The sequence below is a fragment of the Cyclobacterium xiamenense genome (assembly GCF_042140265.1).
Lineage (GTDB): Bacteria > Bacteroidota > Bacteroidia > Cytophagales > Cyclobacteriaceae > Cyclobacterium > Cyclobacterium xiamenense_A.
The window spans coordinates 782,501-798,924 of sequence record NZ_CP159481.1; the positions used below are offsets into that span (position 1 = coordinate 782,501).

General features: G+C 49.9%; 10 protein-coding genes. 3 read left to right on the forward strand and 7 right to left on the reverse strand.

Annotation, left to right across the window (positions count from 1 at the left end; genetic code table 11):
* Nucleotides 1-544 precede the first annotated feature (544 nt).
* The 5 genes from ABWH99_RS03385 to ABWH99_RS03405 form a co-directional block, all read right to left on the reverse strand.
* The gene (locus tag ABWH99_RS03385) at nt 545-1,000 is read right to left on the reverse strand and encodes an Hsp20/alpha crystallin family protein (protein WP_375584901.1); all 456 of its coding nucleotides are present in this window, start codon (nt 998-1,000) and stop codon (nt 545-547) included.
* 178 nt (nt 1,001-1,178) lie between these two features.
* Nucleotides 1,179-2,453 (reverse strand): TRAP transporter large permease, encoded by a 1,275-nt coding sequence (locus ABWH99_RS03390; protein WP_375584902.1) that lies wholly within the window; start codon nt 2,451-2,453, stop codon nt 1,179-1,181.
* Nucleotides 2,450-2,911 (reverse strand): TRAP transporter small permease, encoded by a 462-nt coding sequence (locus ABWH99_RS03395; protein ID WP_375584903.1) that lies wholly within the window; start codon nt 2,909-2,911, stop codon nt 2,450-2,452. Before ABWH99_RS03395 ends, ABWH99_RS03390 begins: the two co-directional genes overlap by 4 nt.
* Nucleotides 2,908-3,912 carry a TRAP transporter substrate-binding protein gene (locus tag ABWH99_RS03400; RefSeq protein WP_375584904.1) on the reverse strand — a complete coding sequence of 335 codons (1,005 nt, stop codon included), beginning with the start codon at nt 3,910-3,912 and terminating at the stop codon, nt 2,908-2,910. Before ABWH99_RS03400 ends, ABWH99_RS03395 begins: the two co-directional genes overlap by 4 nt.
* 73 nt (nt 3,913-3,985) lie before the next feature.
* Nucleotides 3,986-9,256, reverse strand: a complete 5,271-nt coding sequence (locus ABWH99_RS03405) for a lamin tail domain-containing protein (RefSeq protein WP_375584905.1) — start codon at nt 9,254-9,256, stop codon at nt 3,986-3,988.
* 102 nt (nt 9,257-9,358) lie between these two features.
* On the opposite strand from ABWH99_RS03405, the gene ABWH99_RS03410 reads away from it, so the two are divergent.
* The 3 genes from ABWH99_RS03410 to ABWH99_RS03420 all read left to right on the forward strand — a co-directional run bounded on the left by ABWH99_RS03410 (nt 9,359) and on the right by ABWH99_RS03420 (nt 13,202).
* Nucleotides 9,359-10,348, forward strand: a complete 990-nt coding sequence (locus tag ABWH99_RS03410) for an aspartate-semialdehyde dehydrogenase (RefSeq protein WP_375584906.1) — start codon at nt 9,359-9,361, stop codon at nt 10,346-10,348.
* Nucleotides 10,349-11,536 (forward strand): class I SAM-dependent methyltransferase, encoded by a 1,188-nt coding sequence (locus tag ABWH99_RS03415; protein ID WP_375584907.1) that lies wholly within the window; start codon nt 10,349-10,351, stop codon nt 11,534-11,536. It abuts the gene before it with no gap.
* Between the two features lie 733 nt (nt 11,537-12,269).
* Nucleotides 12,270-13,202 (forward strand): sugar phosphate isomerase/epimerase family protein, encoded by a 933-nt coding sequence (locus tag ABWH99_RS03420; protein WP_375584908.1) that lies wholly within the window; start codon nt 12,270-12,272, stop codon nt 13,200-13,202.
* On the opposite strand, the gene ABWH99_RS03425 is transcribed toward ABWH99_RS03420, so the two are convergent.
* Both ABWH99_RS03425 and infB read right to left on the reverse strand, forming a co-directional pair.
* Nucleotides 13,199-13,393 carry a hypothetical protein gene (locus ABWH99_RS03425; protein ID WP_375584909.1) on the reverse strand — a complete coding sequence of 65 codons (195 nt, stop codon included), beginning with the start codon at nt 13,391-13,393 and terminating at the stop codon, nt 13,199-13,201. The two genes, ABWH99_RS03420 and ABWH99_RS03425, sit on opposite strands and share 4 nt — an antisense overlap.
* A 97-nt stretch (nt 13,394-13,490) precedes the next feature.
* Nucleotides 13,491-16,424: a translation initiation factor IF-2 gene (gene infB, locus ABWH99_RS03430; RefSeq protein WP_375584910.1), complete on the reverse strand. Its 2,934-nt coding sequence runs from the start codon at nt 16,422-16,424 to the stop codon at nt 13,491-13,493.

Sequence of the window (16,424 nt, forward strand, 5' to 3'; positions counted from 1 at the left end):
CTATTCCTTCCTAATAGGGTTCCCTTTTTTAAACCATATAAGCTGAGATTCTATCATTAAATTATGTGGATTATGGGTGCTATTCCTCTCCTAAGCAATTGAGGAATTCCCTGAAAACACAAAGCACCTAAGAGTCTATTCAAATCCCATTTTCTTTGACTATTCCCACTAAAAGGAGCTACTAGGGCCTGTACCCATTTTATTCAGGAGGGATTTTGACGGTAAAGTCATCTTATAACAAAAATTTATTTGGGAATGTTGAAGATAATCCCCCTTCCCTCTTATTAAGGGGGATTTCGTACAGTCTTGATTTTTTATTTTCTTTTTTGATTTAAGGTACAATAAACCTCATCTAGAATCGAATCTCAGGTATATAAGTAGTATATAAGGGCCCATATGGTTTTGTCGGAACCAGAAAATATGGCCGTGAAACCCAGATGTCTGTCATAGATCACGCAGATTGGCACAGATAGCGTTTAGGAAGGGGGCAAAAAAAAGCCTCCCTGGTAGGGGAGGCTAATGGATTAATTCCAGGGATGTTAATTTATCCCACAGTGATTTGTTTTACCTTATTCTGGATTTCCTTTTTGGGTATGCTGACCAAAAGGATTCCGTCTTTGTACTGCGCATTGATGTTGTCAATGTCCGCCTTCTCTTCAGGTAGGAAAAAAGACCGTTGGAAGGACTCGTAATGAAATTCCCTTCTGGTTACCTGTTCCTTTTCTTCCTGGGCTTCGGTTTTCTTTTCGGAGGCGATCACCAGGTGCTCGTTTTCATAGGAGATGTTAAAATCTTCTTTTTTCAAACCGGGTACGGCCAGTTCCAGCAGGTAATGCTTTTCATTTTCTTTGATATTCACTGCCGGTACGCTGGCTTTGAAACGGCTCAGGGGCGCACCCAGGTCAAAGGCCGAAGGCATGTCGAATAACCTGTCAAACAAATTGTCAAATGCAGGTACTTGGGATTTTTTTCCGTTGTTTGCTACTTTCATCAGTGTCATGGCTTTATTGGTTTTATGTTTTCTACTTCGTTTTCATTCCTTCCAATTCAAAAGCGATGCCATTTCGAAAAAAAGAGTAATCCACTGATTAAGAAGACAATACGTCAGTTATTGGCAAGTGATATCCGTCAAAATGTCAAAAAATTAGCTGAAAAATGCCAAAATGTCCACCTCGGATTCATTCGTAAAAGAGTCCAGGGAGCCAAAGGCTCACCGCCGGAACGTAGGTTACCAACGCGAGTACCAACAGGCTGACCAACAAAAAGGGCATACCCGCGCGCGCAATTTTTTCAAGGGATACACCGCCAATACTGGAGGCCACAAACAAGCAAACGCCGACGGGAGGGGTGGTCAGCCCGATTACCAGATTAAAAACCATGATAATTGCAAATTGCACCGGATCCACCCCTACCTGAACCGCAACTCCTAACAGGACAGGGAACAGTATAAGTAGTGCGGCAATGGTTTCCATAAATGCCCCCACCAGGATCAATAAGAGGTTGATCAACAGCAGGAGTAGCCATTTATTCTCGGTGAGTTGTAGCAGGGTACTGGCGATTTGCTGGGGAAGTTCTTCCACCGTCATGATCCAGGCAAACAAGTTGGCGAAGCCGACGAGGACCATCAGGGCTGCGGTGGTTTTGGCAGATTTCAAAAGAATTTCCGGGATGCGTTTGAAAGTCAGATCTTTGTAAACCCACAGTCCAATTCCCATGGCATAGATCACGGCTACGATAGAAGCCTCGGTTGGAGTAAAGACACCGCCGATAATGCCGAAAAGGATGAGCAGGGTCATCATCAGTGCCCAGAATGCCTGAAAGAAGCTTTTCACGATGACGATCATGGGTTTGCGATCACTTTTTGGGTAGTTTTTCTTTACGGCGATCAAATAGGCGGTGAGCAAAAAACCCAGCCCAAGTAACAAACCAGGTACAATGCCTGCAACAAACAACCGACCAACGGAAAGGCCGGTAAGGGTGGCCGCAATAATCATGGGCAGGCTGGGAGGAATGATCGGGCCAATGGTTGAAGAGGAAGCCGTTACGGCACAGGAAAAGGGAGCATCGTAGCCCTCCTTTTTCATCGCAGGGATCATCACCGAGCCGATACTGGCGGTATCCGCTATGGCCGTTCCGGATATTCCCCCGAAAAGCATGGATGCGCCCACATTTGCCAGACCCAGCCCACCACGAATATGTCCCAACAAGGCATTGCAAAAATGGATAATCCGTTGGGTGATCCCACCGGCATTCATCAGGTTGCCTGCCAGAATAAAACCGGGGATGGACAACAGCACAAACACGTCAATGCCGGCATACATTTTTTGGGGAATGACCATCAAGGGAATATCGCTAAAGATCAGGTACGTGAAAGCGGAAATTCCCAAGGCAAAAGCGATAGGGAAACCCAAAATAAGTAAAATCAAGAACACCAGAAAAAGCAAAACGGTCATTTGAATTTTTTTACCAGTTCAAAAATGCTGTACAGGCTGACGAAGAAACCCATTATGGCCATTGATCCATACATGATCGCCATATTGAGGTTCAGGGAAGGAGATTTTTGCAAAGTAACGATATCCATCAAGGGGAGACTGAAAACAAATTGGGTAAGCATCAGGCAAATGACCAAAATCAGAATGACCGCTTCCATTTTTGATTTTGCTGTTGGGGAGAGCCGGTCCAGAAAGGTGTTCACACTTACATACCCCCTGTCTTTTACCGCAAGGGCAGCCCCAATGCTGACAAGATAGATAAAGCAAAACCTGGCCAACTCCTCCGTCCAGTTTGGTGACCAGGGTAGGGCATATCTGGCGATGATCTGTAGTACAACAACCGCGATCATCAATAGGAAACTGAGATTCAAAAAGAATCCAAGAATTTTATCCAAAACGGGGAAGTGAGTTTTGATCATTGCACCTGCTGGATTCTGTTTAACAAATCGATCTGATCGGCATCAAAAGCCTCCATAACAGCCCTGTTGGCTGCTTCCCGAAAAGCTTGCTTATCTACCTCTATGAATTCCATCCCTTTGTCCAGCAGAAATTGGTAATCTTCTTTTTCCTGCACCAAAAACAATTCGTGCTCGTACTCCTGCATCACCGCAGCAGCTTCATCGATGACTTGCTGAAGGTCTGCTGGCAACATTTCATATTTTTTATTGCTCATGACCACATAGGCCCAGCTTTTCACGTGCTCGGTGAGCATGCAGTATTTTTGCACCTCGTACAGCCCTGCATCTTTGATCAGCGCAAAAGGATTTTCCTGTCCGTGAATGGTGGATTGCTGCAAGGCAGTGAATACCTCCGAAAAGGCCATGGGAGTCGGTTTTGCTCCCAGCGCACTCCAGGTGTCTACATATAACGATACCGCCGGGACGCGAAGGATCATCCCCTGCAATTCATCCGGATGCCGGATGGGCCGGTTAGCGGTTAAGTTCCGGGCTCCCCGCTCAAACCAGGCGATCGGGCGAAATCCTGCCACATCCAAAATGTGTTGCTCAATTTCCTCTCCGAGGGGGCCACCGGCAACCTTTTTCAAGTGATCGGAATCGCGGATGGCAAAAGGCGTAGCACACAGGATCGACTTGGGAAGGCTCCAGCTCTGGAGGGATTCTCCTGTAATCATGATGTCGGCACTTCCTACCAAAAGGCCCGTAAGTACATCCATCTCCTTCCCCAGCTGTTCGTTGGGGTATACCTTTACTTCGATCCTCCCGTTGGACCGTTTTTTCACCTCCTCGGCAAATTTCAGACTGGCTTGGTGCCAGCCGTGATCCCGATTGGCCAAATGGCCGAAACGCAGGACAAACTCCGGCTTTTCCCCCTGCTTAGGCTGGCATGCACCTAGCTGAAGCGCAACGGCAAGGAGAAATACCTGAAAACAGCATTTTGGGTTCATGGATACGGCTATCATACAGGTAATACGAATTCATTCGATGGAAATTGGCTTCAAAGTACGAAAATTATTCGCCCAGGACATTTTATTTTCAAAATTTAGCACCCACCACCACGGTTTTTTTCAGGTGCTGTACCTGCCCGCTGGGATGAACCAATTCCACGGAAAGGATGTAATAGCCCGCATTCACTTTTTCACCACGTTCGTTGGTACCGTCCCAGGTATAAAATCCTTCGGCTCCCCAGATAGCGTTCTCACACAAGACTTTCACCGGAACCCCGGTGGGCGTGAAGATGCGCAGGGTGGCCTGAAATCCTGGCGTCTCCATGGTATAGGATATGGTCGTAAACGGCTGCTCACCGGTAGCCATGGGAACAAACACTTCTGGAGTGACCGAAATGCCAAATGCGGAGCTACCCGGAACGAATACCTGGGAATTTTTGGCGCCGGGACTGGCATGGCCTACATGAGCACTGGCTGAATGCCAGTTTTCCGGGTCGTTCGTAGGAGCGGTTACGGAATACCTCTCCAGTGAGATCCCCTTGAAATCCCGCAGGAAAGCGTGATGGAAATCTTCCTCATAGTCCAGGCGTTCTACCCAATTTTCATCCGGGTCCAATAGAATCACCGTTCCGGAACGAATGGGATAGCTGGGTAAACTCATTTCTACCATTTTTTCCCGATCATGAAGGGGGTACCGCTCCGCCAGGCGCTGCACATCGGTCGTTACTACCAGGTAATCAAACGGATCCACAATCAGGTTACCTCCTGCGATGATCCGGCGATTGGTAATTTCTCCCTCAGTGGCATTGGCCAGTTTCCAATTTTTCAGGTTTAGGTACTTTTCAGAATGGTTGTAGATCTCCACAAATTTCGGTACGCCGGCATCCGGATTAAAAAGAATCTCGTTCAACAGCAAATCTCCTTCCTCGGCGACTCCGGGAATTTTTAGCCACAAATCAGCCGCTTCCGGATCGATGGAGTTGCCCGAACAGTCCCGCCAATTCTCCGTGGTCAACAAATAGGCCTGGTTTTGCTGCAAAGGCTCCAGTAATTCCACTACATATTGAAACTGATCCAACGAATCGCTGTAAGAGGCCCGTATTTCCCGCTCAGGAGTCAATCGAAAGGAACTTTCCTCATTATGGGGGCCGACTGGTTTTGAAAACCGCAGCAGTATCCGGTAATCGTCTTCCGGAATGGCGGAAAGCAGCTGGGGTTTCGTCCGGTCCGGACTGGCATCGAAAACCGAATTTGGCTGACCGGGAGTCCCCTTGTTTTCGCTGATCGATGGGGCATAATTGGTTCCGGATTCGCAGGGATACCATGGATTGATGGCTTCCAGGCTGAAACCATTGGCCGAGACTTCGCTACCCAAAGGCATGCCCGGATCAAAGCGAATGCGGTCCACCAGCAGTCCCTGCGTATTTTTCAGGCTGACCAGATCCCCGCTGTTCAAGAGTGTAGGCCAGGATTTAAGGCCAAGCACCGGACCGAAGCGAGAGAAGGCCTCCACCATGCTTTCCGGACAGAGGATGAGGTATTGTCCCGGACCCAGACTGGCGCGGGGCAGTGTGGTTTCGGTACGGCTATTGGAAAGCACCATCCCACCCAGGGGAAACGTCAGATCGGTAGGGTTGAATAGTTCCAGGTACTCCGCTTCAGGTAGTGCATTTCCGCCACGTGGAGCGGGCATCAATTCATTGATAACTAACTCTCTGAACCCCGGGATTTGTGGAGATCGGTAGGGAAATACAAGATCTACGGGAACGATGGTGTTCCCATCCAGGTCCTCCAATGCCTCTATACGCAGCCGGATATCCTGCCCGTTTTCCCAGCCCGCGTCAAACGTAAGAAGAATTCGGTCTCCATTCCCTTCCACCGATACCCAGGAGGGAGGTTCCCCGTTTGCGGAGTAAAACCCAGGGACCACCGCCAGAACCGGATTGAGTTCCTTGTCAAAATGCAATAGTAGTTGGTTTGCCGGTAGGGGTTCTACCTCCAGTAGCTCCGGAGGCAATGGATTCCAGGAAAAGCTCCGCAGACTCCCGGGAAGCCGGGTGCCACTTTCGGTAAGTCTCGGTGGAATCTGAAGTGTCCAAGAGGCTCCCACCGGTATAGGGACATCCAAAATCACCTGAATCTGATTGGGCCTGCTTTGGTTAAGAAAGGCCTCGGGCTGCAGCTCCTCTTCCAAAACCAGAAAATCACCCATCCAGGGCTGGGTACTATCCAGGGACTCTTCCTGCCGGATTCGAAGCAATTGGGCCTGTTCCATCCATATATCCAGAATACCGTCGTGGTAGACAAGGGACGAATCGTGCGGCCGACTGGATTTTCCGTTAGCGGTATGTATTGGTGCTACCGCGATCGAAACCGTATCACCCAGGCCAAGCGTTTCCTGTAACAACAGCGATACCTGATATCCATTTCCCGATAGCTGTACCTCCTTGGGTGGGCGGCCCCCAATTCGGTAATTTTCGGGGAATAGCACCGAACCCGGATCGGGAAAATCGGTGAAGCTTATTTCCAGGGTTTCCTGGTCCCTAAAGCTGGAATTACCAATAATAAAGAGGGATTGATCCAGCTCGTATTCCACGTTTCGTCCATGCTCTCCGGAACCGGTTTCGACGAGTGGAACCCGGATGTGCAGAACATCGTCCGTTAGGGGACGTTGCGTCCGTAGCGTAAGGTATTTTCTCGTTTCATTGAGAAAAATGTTTTTTTCTAACCGATGGTTTACCAGTACAGAATCCGGAAGTTGGATGGCTTTGCTCCACTTCATTTTCAGTTCAAAGGGAGACAGCAGAAAGGCGGTGTCAAGTTGGGGAGGCAGCGTATCCCAGGTAAAGGATCGGTAGATGCTCGATGCCATTTCTTCCCCGAACTGATCCCGTAAATGGCTTAGTTGAATTCGGTAAGTTTTGCCGGGAATGAAATCATTAGCGAAGGCAAGCTGCACCTTTTCAGGGCCGGGTAAGGATAGGGTTTCCGGAAAGCCGATACCTTCGTTTACTTCGTAAAATTGGGGAATGGCCGCCCATTTAGGGTCCAGGGGTTTGTTGAATTCCAGCAAAAGGCTGTGCGAAGTGGGGATTTCCAGATGATTAAGTTGTAGCGGACGGGTATCCCACTGCAGCGGCGCATGAAAAGTGAAGCGCTCCCTTCCTTCCTCATCGCTGATACCGGTGATTTCGAGCAGGAAATCCTGGTTTTGAGGAAGCTCTCGGTCAAAAATCAGGATAAATCCAGCGGCATCCTCTGGGGCCGGCAATACTCTCGTGGGCCGAATAGCGGCCGGAAGTAGGAAATAATTGTTGGGATTCAGTACGCTTTCTTCGGCCACGGCACCGACGAATCGCAGGCCCAGGCTGGTAGGAGAATTGAAAAAGAGACTGTCCAGAAAATTATCCCAGGTAAACGAAGCCTCGGCTTCCATTAGTTCATTGCCAAAAAGGTCGGCAACGGCACTCACCTGCACGGTATATTTCGCTCCCGCTTGAAAGCTCCCCTCCACCTGCAAGCGTACTTGATTGGGCGCACGTTCGTGAATATTTGCTGTGCTTACGGGGCCTGCGCCGTTTTGCAATCCGTAATTTTGCGGCTCGGAAGCGGAGGTGGATTCCAGGGCTTCGTCGAAGACCAGTAAGAGTCCGTTTTCTGAAATCCCCCAAACCGATAGCAGCCGGGGAGGGATCGCATCAAATACAAAAGATAGGGTATCGGACTGCAGGGGCTGCCCAAAACAATCGATCAGCGGTCCCGATTTGAGTAAATAGCTGGTTCCCGAAATCATGGCTTCCGGGAGGCCCAGGTCCAGGCTATAGCGCCTGTACTGCAACACCTGAAGGGGAAGTCCCGAAAGGGAAAACGAGGGAGCTTCGCCGGATTCTGCGGGCAACGCTTTGGAAAAGGTAACCCGGATTTGTTCCGCAGAGAGCGGCTGTACCGCCACCATGGCAAAAGGTCTGTTATCCGGTTCTTCGCTGTAGACGGAATTCTGTGCTCCCGGGGTTCCCCCTTTTGGGGCAGAAGATGCCAGCCAATTGAATGAATCGCTACAGGTCTGGAAGGGATTGATTCGTTCCAATGCCCAGCCTCCATCGGTTTTTTCGGGGTTCCGGTAGAATTCTTCGGAATAAGTCAGGCTGTCGATCAGGTTTGAGAATCCGTCCCGGATATGGATGGTTCCCGATGCATTGGGCAAGGTGCGAAAAGGGTCTACCAGGGCTAACGGACCAAAGTGCTCCAGGGACGGTTTTGTACCCGGTGAGCAGAGGATCAGGTAAGAAAGGGGCTCGATTACCCGCTCCTCAATGGGGGCCTCATTGTAGGTAAACCCCCGTAGCAGGAGAGGTCTGTCCAGGCGGTTGTACAATTCAATGTACTCGGCATTGGCCGCGGTAGGCAGTACCGGTTCGGGAGGGACCCTTCCTTTTGGATTGGGGTCTACCATGACTTCATTGATGATCAGGGCACCTGCAGGAGTAGGCGTGTGGATGGAAAATGTGAACGCTTGATCATCCAGAAGCTGTCCCGTATCCGTTACCTCTATTTGCTCAAATTCAATGCGGTATTGGTTGGTGTACAGGGGTCGATCGAATTCCAGCTGCACTTCCGAATTAGCTGTCTGCTGGATCGTTAGGGGTGTTCCGTAGCGGTTATTCAGCATTACACCCTCTTTCTGAAGTTGCAGCGGCTGGTTAAACTGCAGGGAGAGGATGTTTTCTGCCGCGAGGCTTGCTTCCGTCAGGCTCAATTCTGGCACCTGGCCCGGACCGCTTTCTACCGAGAAATCATCCAGAAATAGTCGTGCAGCGGTACCCGAGCCTGGCCCATATTCAACTTCCAGAAGAACGGTAACTGCGGCGGAGTTTACGAATTCGTCAGGGACAGGAAGGGAATAGGCGGCAAAAGGCAGGTCTTGGTTCGGAAAGGTAGAAGTATCTCCCAACGGAACGCGCGCGCTAAATCCCTGAGCCGGATCACTGGAAAATGACAGGTAAACCAGGGCCGGACGAGTACCCGAGCCGTTTTTTGCGGTCCGGGCCTGAAAGGAAATTCTGGGATCGTTTACCCCAACAGTCGCTATTTTTATGTAAATTTGCGCACTGAAACTTGCGATGGGTTGAATACCCAAGGCGCTGGACTGGTTTACCCCCTGTCCACTCGCTTGAAACACCCGGGAAGATCCGGTTCTCAGTTCGTTGGCGGACCACCCGGGCAGAAATTCCCCCGGATGGTTGACAAGCACAAAACGTTCTTCGAAATCCTGCGTTACTGGGGGGGTTAAAGGGATAAAAAAAGCAAATCCTGGCAAGGAAAAAGTAATGAAGTATCCGATCAAAATGATGGCTTTCATAGATGGAATATAATAAATAGAGTAGAAAGCACGATTAATTCAAAGAAAAAAATTTTCCTGTGCATTTCTCAGGAAAGTGAAACCGGTCAAAAAATAGTCAAGATGAAGTTAGCCGTAGTGGGAGCCACCGGATTGGTAGGCTCGGAAATTTTGGAAGTGCTGGACGAGCACAATTTTGCTTTCGACGAACTCCTTTTGGTCGCCTCTGAGCGGTCCGCGGGGAAAAAGATTGCGTTTAAGGGAAAGGAATATACGGTAATTGGCCTGGAACAGGCGGTGGCAGCGAAGCCGGATATTGCAATATTTTCCGCCGGAGGAGGTACTTCCCTGGAATGGGCGCCTCGGTTTGCCGAAGCCGGAACCATCGTGATCGATAATTCTTCGGCCTGGAGAATGGATCCGACCAAGAAACTGATCGTCCCCGAAATCAACGGAAGAGCGTTGCGCATCGACGATCGCATCATTGCCAATCCCAACTGTTCCACCATCCAAATGGTGCTTGCCTTGGCCCCCTTGCGGCAGAAATACGGCATCAAACGAATCGTTGTATCCACCTACCAATCGGTTACGGGAACGGGAAAGGATGCAGTCGATCAACTAATGGCAGAGCGAAAAGGAGACGATGCGACCATGGTCTACCCGTATAAAATCGATCTGAACGTATTGCCCCATATCGACGTGTTTCAGGAAAACGGCTACACCAAGGAAGAAATGAAGATGATCAACGAGACCAAAAAGATCTTCGACGACGATTCCATTCAGGTGACTGCGACTGCCGTCCGGATACCGGTGATGGGCGGACACTCCGAATCCGTCAATGTGGAATTCAAAAAAGACTTTGACCTGGATGAGGTCCGGAAGTTGCTGGCTGAAACCCCCGGTGTGGTCGTGCAAGACGACCCGGCCACCAATACCTACCCCATGCCCCTGCATGCCCACAAGCGGGACGAGGTGTTTGTCGGCCGACTGCGACGGGATGAAACCCAGCCCAATACACTGAACATGTGGATTGTGGCAGATAACCTTCGAAAGGGGGCGGCTACCAATGCCGTGCAAATAGCCGAGTACCTGTTGGCGCACAGCATGGCTTAGGTGAGTCTGGAAGCGACCTATACCGCCCAACTGATGCAATTTGTGCAGGATCATCTGAAGGAAGATCCTGCACAATTACTTTTACAGCAAAAAGTCATTCCTGGCCTGGACCTTAAGACTGCCGCTACCCAGATAGCCTTGCGGCAGAGGGCAAGGCAAAAGTTGCCTACCTGGGTTGTCCATCCACAGCTTATTTTTCCGCCCAGGCTTTCCCTGGAACAATGCTCATCGGAACGTACGGCGATCTACAAAGCCAGCCTGGTGCAGGGAAAAACCCTGCTGGACCTGACCGGCGGCTTTGGCGTGGACACCGTTTATTTGGGTGAAAAAATGGAGCGGGTGACCTATGTGGAGCGGCAAGAGGAATTGGTAGCCCTGGCACGGCGGAACCTTCCCTATTTTTTGACATCCCAGCACTGTACTTTTTTACAACGAGATTCCCTCGAATTTCTACGGGAAACGCCGGAAATCTACGACCTGCTTTACGTAGATCCTGCGCGAAGGGGCGAAGGCAATCAAAAATTACACCGCCTTCGGGATCTGGAGCCGGATCTGGTGAGTAATTGGGCACTATTGCAGCAAAAAGCCAGGACCATTTTGGTAAAGGCTTCTCCCATGTTGGACATCACCGAGGCTTGCCGGGAATTACCCGGAATTACCCAGGTACACGTACTTGGTGTAAAAAACGAGGTCAGGGAATTGGTATTGCTAGCCGACGGTTCCGGAAAACCGCTGCGGATTGTAGCCGTGGAAATGCGGGAGGAGGAGACCCTTACCTTTTCGTTTTCCCCGGAGTCGGAAGCGCTGGCTGAGCCCACATTTGCCTGTCCCGGAAAATACCTGATCGTCCCCTACGCCGCCCTATTAAAAGCCGGGGCGTTTAAAAGCTTTTCCGTGGAACAGGGCCTGGCCAAATTGCATCCGCACACCCACGTGTATACATCCGATCGGTATCCAAATGCCGTCCCCGGAAGGGTGTTCGAGGTACTGGAGGAAATCCGTCTGGATAAGAAAGCACTGAAAAAACGATACCCGGAGGGCAAGGTGCACGTGATTTCGAAAAACCATCCCCTGAAAGCAGAGGCTTTGAAAAGAAAGTGCCGCCTCAGAGACGGGGGAACGGAGTTTTTGATTGCGGCTACGGCAGTCGATGGGAAGCCGCGGGTTTGGCGGTGCAGGATGGTTTGATGGGGTGATTTTGTAACGGACCGGCAGGTGTTTTTATGCATTTCCTATTGCTTTAATGGCAGGCAACCGAGGTATTCGCGACGATGGGCGCTAGCCAAACCATTTACCCGCTGATGGCCAAAATCCGCCGTTTACAAGAAACAGCTACAAATCCTTTTTACTGTAGATGTAGTTATTTATGACCGAAGGCAAGTCTGTAACCAATGGATTGGATGTTATTTTTTTTTCACACACGATTAAAAACACAAGTTCGGGTATTTCCTCCTTTTTGGCTAAAGGCGGGGATTTGGGATGCTAATTTCAGGATAGTCAAAAGCTGCCTAAATCGATACCGATTTTCCGTTTCCCATGGGCAACTATAGCCTATAGTTCGTAGAACAACTCCTTTTTTCTTCGATTTGACAAAGGAGATGAATGGTTTTTTTAACTGGTTTTAAATATTTGCGGGTTTAATCGAGTAACTTCGTTTATATGGTTTTTTAAACCATCACCAGACCTGGCGTAGCCGTTTAGCGTTTCGTTTTTTCCAAGAGGGTTTTAAGCGCCACGTGTCGAATTTCCGCAGGGCGCTTCAAAAACACGCGGGGCAAAGAATCGTTAATTTTCTACGGATTACCGAAAGCCCCGTCGGCTTTCGACGTCGACTAAAAGCAGTCCCTTACTTTCAGCGCCAAGGGGATAAAGCTATTCCATTTTTTCTTTATCTTCCCTTTCCAAACCAAATAACCCAACCATGAACCGAAGAACATTTACACGAAAGAGCCTTTCTGCCATGGGGCTGGCAATGGTAGGAACGCCTGCTTTTGCCCGGATGCGTCCCAAAGCCGCCGTACGCCTGGGAGGGCCGATCTTTTCCAAGCCCCAGGGACCGGAAGAATGGGCTGCGGCGGTAACCGCCAAAGGATTCCGTGCAGCCTATTGCCCACTTTCCATCACAGCAAGCGAGGTGGAAATTCAAGCCTATGAACGCGCGGCTAAAAACGCAGACATTGTCATCGCAGAAGTAGGAGCCTGGAGCAATCCCATTAGCCCTGACGCCACTATGGCCCGGGAGGCCATGGAAAAGTGCATTCAGTCCCTGCACCTGGCGGAACGTATTGGTGCCAATTGTTGCGTCAACATCAGCGGTTCCAAGAACCCCGTTCACTGGGCCGGACCGCATCGCGATAACCTCAGCCAAGATACCTTCGATCATATCGTAGAAGTGACGCGAAAAATCATCGATGAGGTGCAGCCAACCCGAACCTTTTTTGCGCTCGAACCCATGCCCTGGGCATTTCCTGACTCGGCGGATAGCTACCTAGACCTAATCCGGGCCATCGACCGCAAAGCTTTTGCTGTGCACATGGATCCCATGAACCTAATCGTAAGTCCCCGGTTGTTTTACGACAATGCCAATCTGATACGGGACTGCTTTAAAAAACTGGGCGCCTATATCCGAAGTTGCCACGCGAAGGACATCGACCTACGGCAGGACTATTACATGCCACAATTTTCTGAAGTGCGACCGGGACTGGGCCATCTGGATTACCAGGTATTTTTGCAGGAAGTAAGCCGCCTCGTGGACATACCGCTGATGATGGAGCACCTGAGTTCCGAAGCAGAATACGACCTGGCTGCAGCGTACATTCGTTCGGAAGGACTGAAGGTGGGGATAACCGCCTAGTCGAGCATCTTTTCCAGCAAAAGCCAGGTAACAAGCAACAGCAGGCAGGAGATTCCGTAGTATTTTAGGACCAGCAGGCGGTTGCTACGGTGCATAAACCACAAGACCCAAATCGGCCGGATAAAGCCCAGCACAACCGCCATACCTGTAAGGAGGGTGAGGATTTTCAGACTGGCAAAAAGGGTGTCCATTTGTTGGGGCCAAGCTTAATCTTTGATATTCTTCAGCAAAAAAGGCTGTCGCAGATACGTGACAGCCTTTCTTTTCGGATTGCAATTTGCATGCGGATTATTTCTTCCGTTTGATTTCCTCCATTTTATAGCCTTCAAAGGTATCTCCTACTTCGATGTCGTTGAATCCTTTGATGGAAACGCCACATTCGTAGCCGTTTTTCACTTCGTTTACGTCGTCTTTGAAGCGTTTCAGGGCACTGATTTCTCCCTCGTGGATAACGATTCCATCCCGTATTATGCGGATTTTATTTTTCCGGCTAATGTAACCATCGGTTACGTAGGAACCGGCCACGGTACCCACTTTCGAAATTTTAAATACTTCCCGAACTTCGATATTACCGGTAATGACTTCTTCGAATTCAGGTTCCAGCATACCTTCGATGGCATCTTTGATTTGGTTGATGGCATCGTATATGATGGAGTAGTGCCTGATCTCGATTTCTTCCTGCTCTGCGAGGCGCTTGGCATTGGCGGAGGGGCGTACCTGGAAACCAAGAATAATCGCATCGGAGGCAGAAGCAAGCAATACATCCGATTCGGATATTTGTCCTACACCTTGATGGATGATATTTACTTTCACTTCGTCTTTCGATAATTTGAGCAGGGAATCTGAAAGCGCCTCGACGGAACCATCCACGTCCCCCTTGATGATGATGTTGAGTTCCTTGAAACTTCCAATCGCCAATTGTCTGCCGATTTCGTCCAGGGTGATGTGTTTTTTCGTACGCAAACTCTGTTCCCGTTGGATTTGCTCGCGTGAGTTGGCAATTTCCCGGGCTTCTCGTTCCGAATCATAGACCTTAAATACGTCTCCGGCCTGTGGTGCACCGCCCAGACCCAGTACCTGTACCGGCGTGGAGGGCCCTGCCTCTTCCACTTTTTGACCCAAATGGTCAAACATGGCTTTCACCCGGCCGTAATGCTGTCCGGCAAGGATGGTGTCTCCTACCCGAAGGGTACCAGCCTGCACCATGATGGTAGAGACATAGCCTCTTCCTTTGTCGAGAGAGGCTTCCACGACCGTACCCACTGCATTCTTTTTAGGGTTGGCTTTAAGCTCCAGGATTTCGGATTCCAGCAGCACCTTTTCCAGCAGCTCGTCGATCCCCAAACCGGTCTTGGCCGATATTTCCTGGGATTGGTATTTACCTCCCCAGTCCTCGACCAGTAAATTCATATTGGCGAGTTCTTCTTTGATCTTATCCGGATTGGCGTTGGGTTTGTCCACTTTATTGATTGCGAAAATCATGGGTACGCCTGCCACCTGGGCGTGATTAATCGCCTCCTTGGTCTGGGGCATCACGTTATCGTCCGCCGCTATCACAATAATAGCCACATCCGTTATTTTGGCACCCCGGGCCCGCATGGCGGTAAAAGCTTCGTGTCCGGGTGTATCCAGGAAGGCAATTTTGTGCCCATCGCTGGTTTCCACATCATAGGCGCCGATATGCTGGGTGATCCCTCCGGCTTCTCCATGGGTGACTTTGGATCTTCGGATAAAGTCGAGCAAGGAAGTCTTTCCATGGTCTACGTGGCCCATAATCGTCACGATCGGTGCCCGTTCGACCAACTCCTCCGGATCTTCTTCCACCTTTATTTCTGCTTCTTCTTCGTCGGACTTGGTGAATTCCACGTCGTAGTTGAATTCGTCCGCAATGATGGTGATGGCCTCTGCATCCAGGCGCTGGTTGATGGAAACAAACATGCCGAGTCCCATACACACAGAAATGACCTCATTGACCGAAACGTCCATTAGCGAAGCCAGGTCATTGGCAGAAATGAATTCGGTTACCTTCAATACCTTGCTTTCTTCCGGAGCATCACTCACCTCCTTGGACCGATCGGATCGCTTGTCTCTTCGATTTCTTCCTTTGCCACCTGATTTTCCCCCTCCTTGCAATCGGGCGAGGGTTTGTTTGATTTGATCTTGTATTTCTTTTTGGGTAGGTTCTTCTTTCTGGAAACGGGTATTCCCGGCACCTCTTGCGCCTGGTCTGGCCGCCGCTCCGCGGTTGTTCCCTTTTCTGGCACCCGGACCTTTTCCGGCTGCACCAGCGGCCGGACGGGCCCCCTCCGGTCCGCGGGCCGGTCGGTTATCGATGCGTTTTCTTGGTCGCTTCTTCTTATCTTTGTTTCGTTCGTCCGAAGAGGCAACCGGTTTGGTTTTCTTCTTTGATTTGTCTTTCGGAAGCTCAATTTTCCCCAGGACGGTCAGCCCTTTCAGTGAGTCTGCTTTTGCAGAAATCACTTTGTCCTTGTTCTGGGCAGCTTCGTCCTCTTTCCCTACGTCAGTGCTTGGTTTCTCGGCTTCGATCGGTTTTTCTTCAGCTTTTGCGGTCGTTTCAGGAATAGGTTTGTCTTGTTTTGGATCCGCTTTTTCCGGAGTACTCTCTGGAGTTTTTGCTTCCGATGTCGCTGCCTTTTTTTCTTCGGGACTACTGCTGGCAGTGGTTTTTTCCGCTGCTGCCGGTTGGTCTATATTTTTCTCACTGGGCGTTTCTTTGGCAGGAGCTTCTGCTTTTGGTTCGGGTGTTTTTGCGGACTCTCCTGGCTTCGGTTCATCGGCTTTGGGGGATTTCCCTTCCAAATCGATTTTCCCTACTACTTTTATCCCTTGGAGTTTGGGAGCTTCTGTTGATATTTTTTCGGTATCTTTTTCTGTCGAAGGTTTTACTTCTTGTGGAGCTGGAGCAGGTTTTTCCGGTTCCGGCTTTTTGATTTCCGTTTCCGGCTCGGATTCAGATTCCGCTTTTATGGTAAAGTTTTCATTGTGTCTTTTGCCAATGGAAAGATGGGAGGCCTCTTCCTTCTCCTGAGCAGAAGACCGAAACTCTTTCGCAAGCATGTTGAAATGCTCCATACTTATTTTAGAGTTTGGGTTACTTTCTACTTCAAAGCCCTTCTTAGCCATGGACTCCACGATGGTCGCTACACCTACGTTGAGCTTTCTGGCTACCTGGCCTAATCGCATCATTTTTTCTTCTGACAT

Bases quoted from the DNA above. Each gene is read 5' to 3' on its own strand.
- ABWH99_RS03385 (WP_375584901.1), bottom strand. From the start codon at position 1,000: ATGACACTGATGAAAGTAGCAAACAACGGAAAAAAATCCCAAGTACCT.
- ABWH99_RS03390 (WP_375584902.1), bottom strand. From the start codon at position 2,453: ATGACCGTTTTGCTTTTTCTGGTGTTCTTGATTTTACTTATTTTGGGT.
- ABWH99_RS03395 (WP_375584903.1), bottom strand. From the start codon at position 2,911: ATGATCAAAACTCACTTCCCCGTTTTGGATAAAATTCTTGGATTCTTT.
- ABWH99_RS03400 (WP_375584904.1), bottom strand. From the start codon at position 3,912: ATGATAGCCGTATCCATGAACCCAAAATGCTGTTTTCAGGTATTTCTC.
- ABWH99_RS03405 (WP_375584905.1), bottom strand. From the start codon at position 9,256: ATGAAAGCCATCATTTTGATCGGATACTTCATTACTTTTTCCTTGCCA.
- ABWH99_RS03410 (WP_375584906.1), top strand. From the start codon at position 9,359: ATGAAGTTAGCCGTAGTGGGAGCCACCGGATTGGTAGGCTCGGAAATT.
- ABWH99_RS03420 (WP_375584908.1), top strand. From the start codon at position 12,270: ATGAACCGAAGAACATTTACACGAAAGAGCCTTTCTGCCATGGGGCTG.
- ABWH99_RS03425 (WP_375584909.1), bottom strand. From the start codon at position 13,393: ATGGACACCCTTTTTGCCAGTCTGAAAATCCTCACCCTCCTTACAGGT.
- infB (WP_375584910.1), bottom strand. From the start codon at position 16,424: ATGTCAGAAGAAAAAATGATGCGATTAGGCCAGGTAGCCAGAAAGCTC.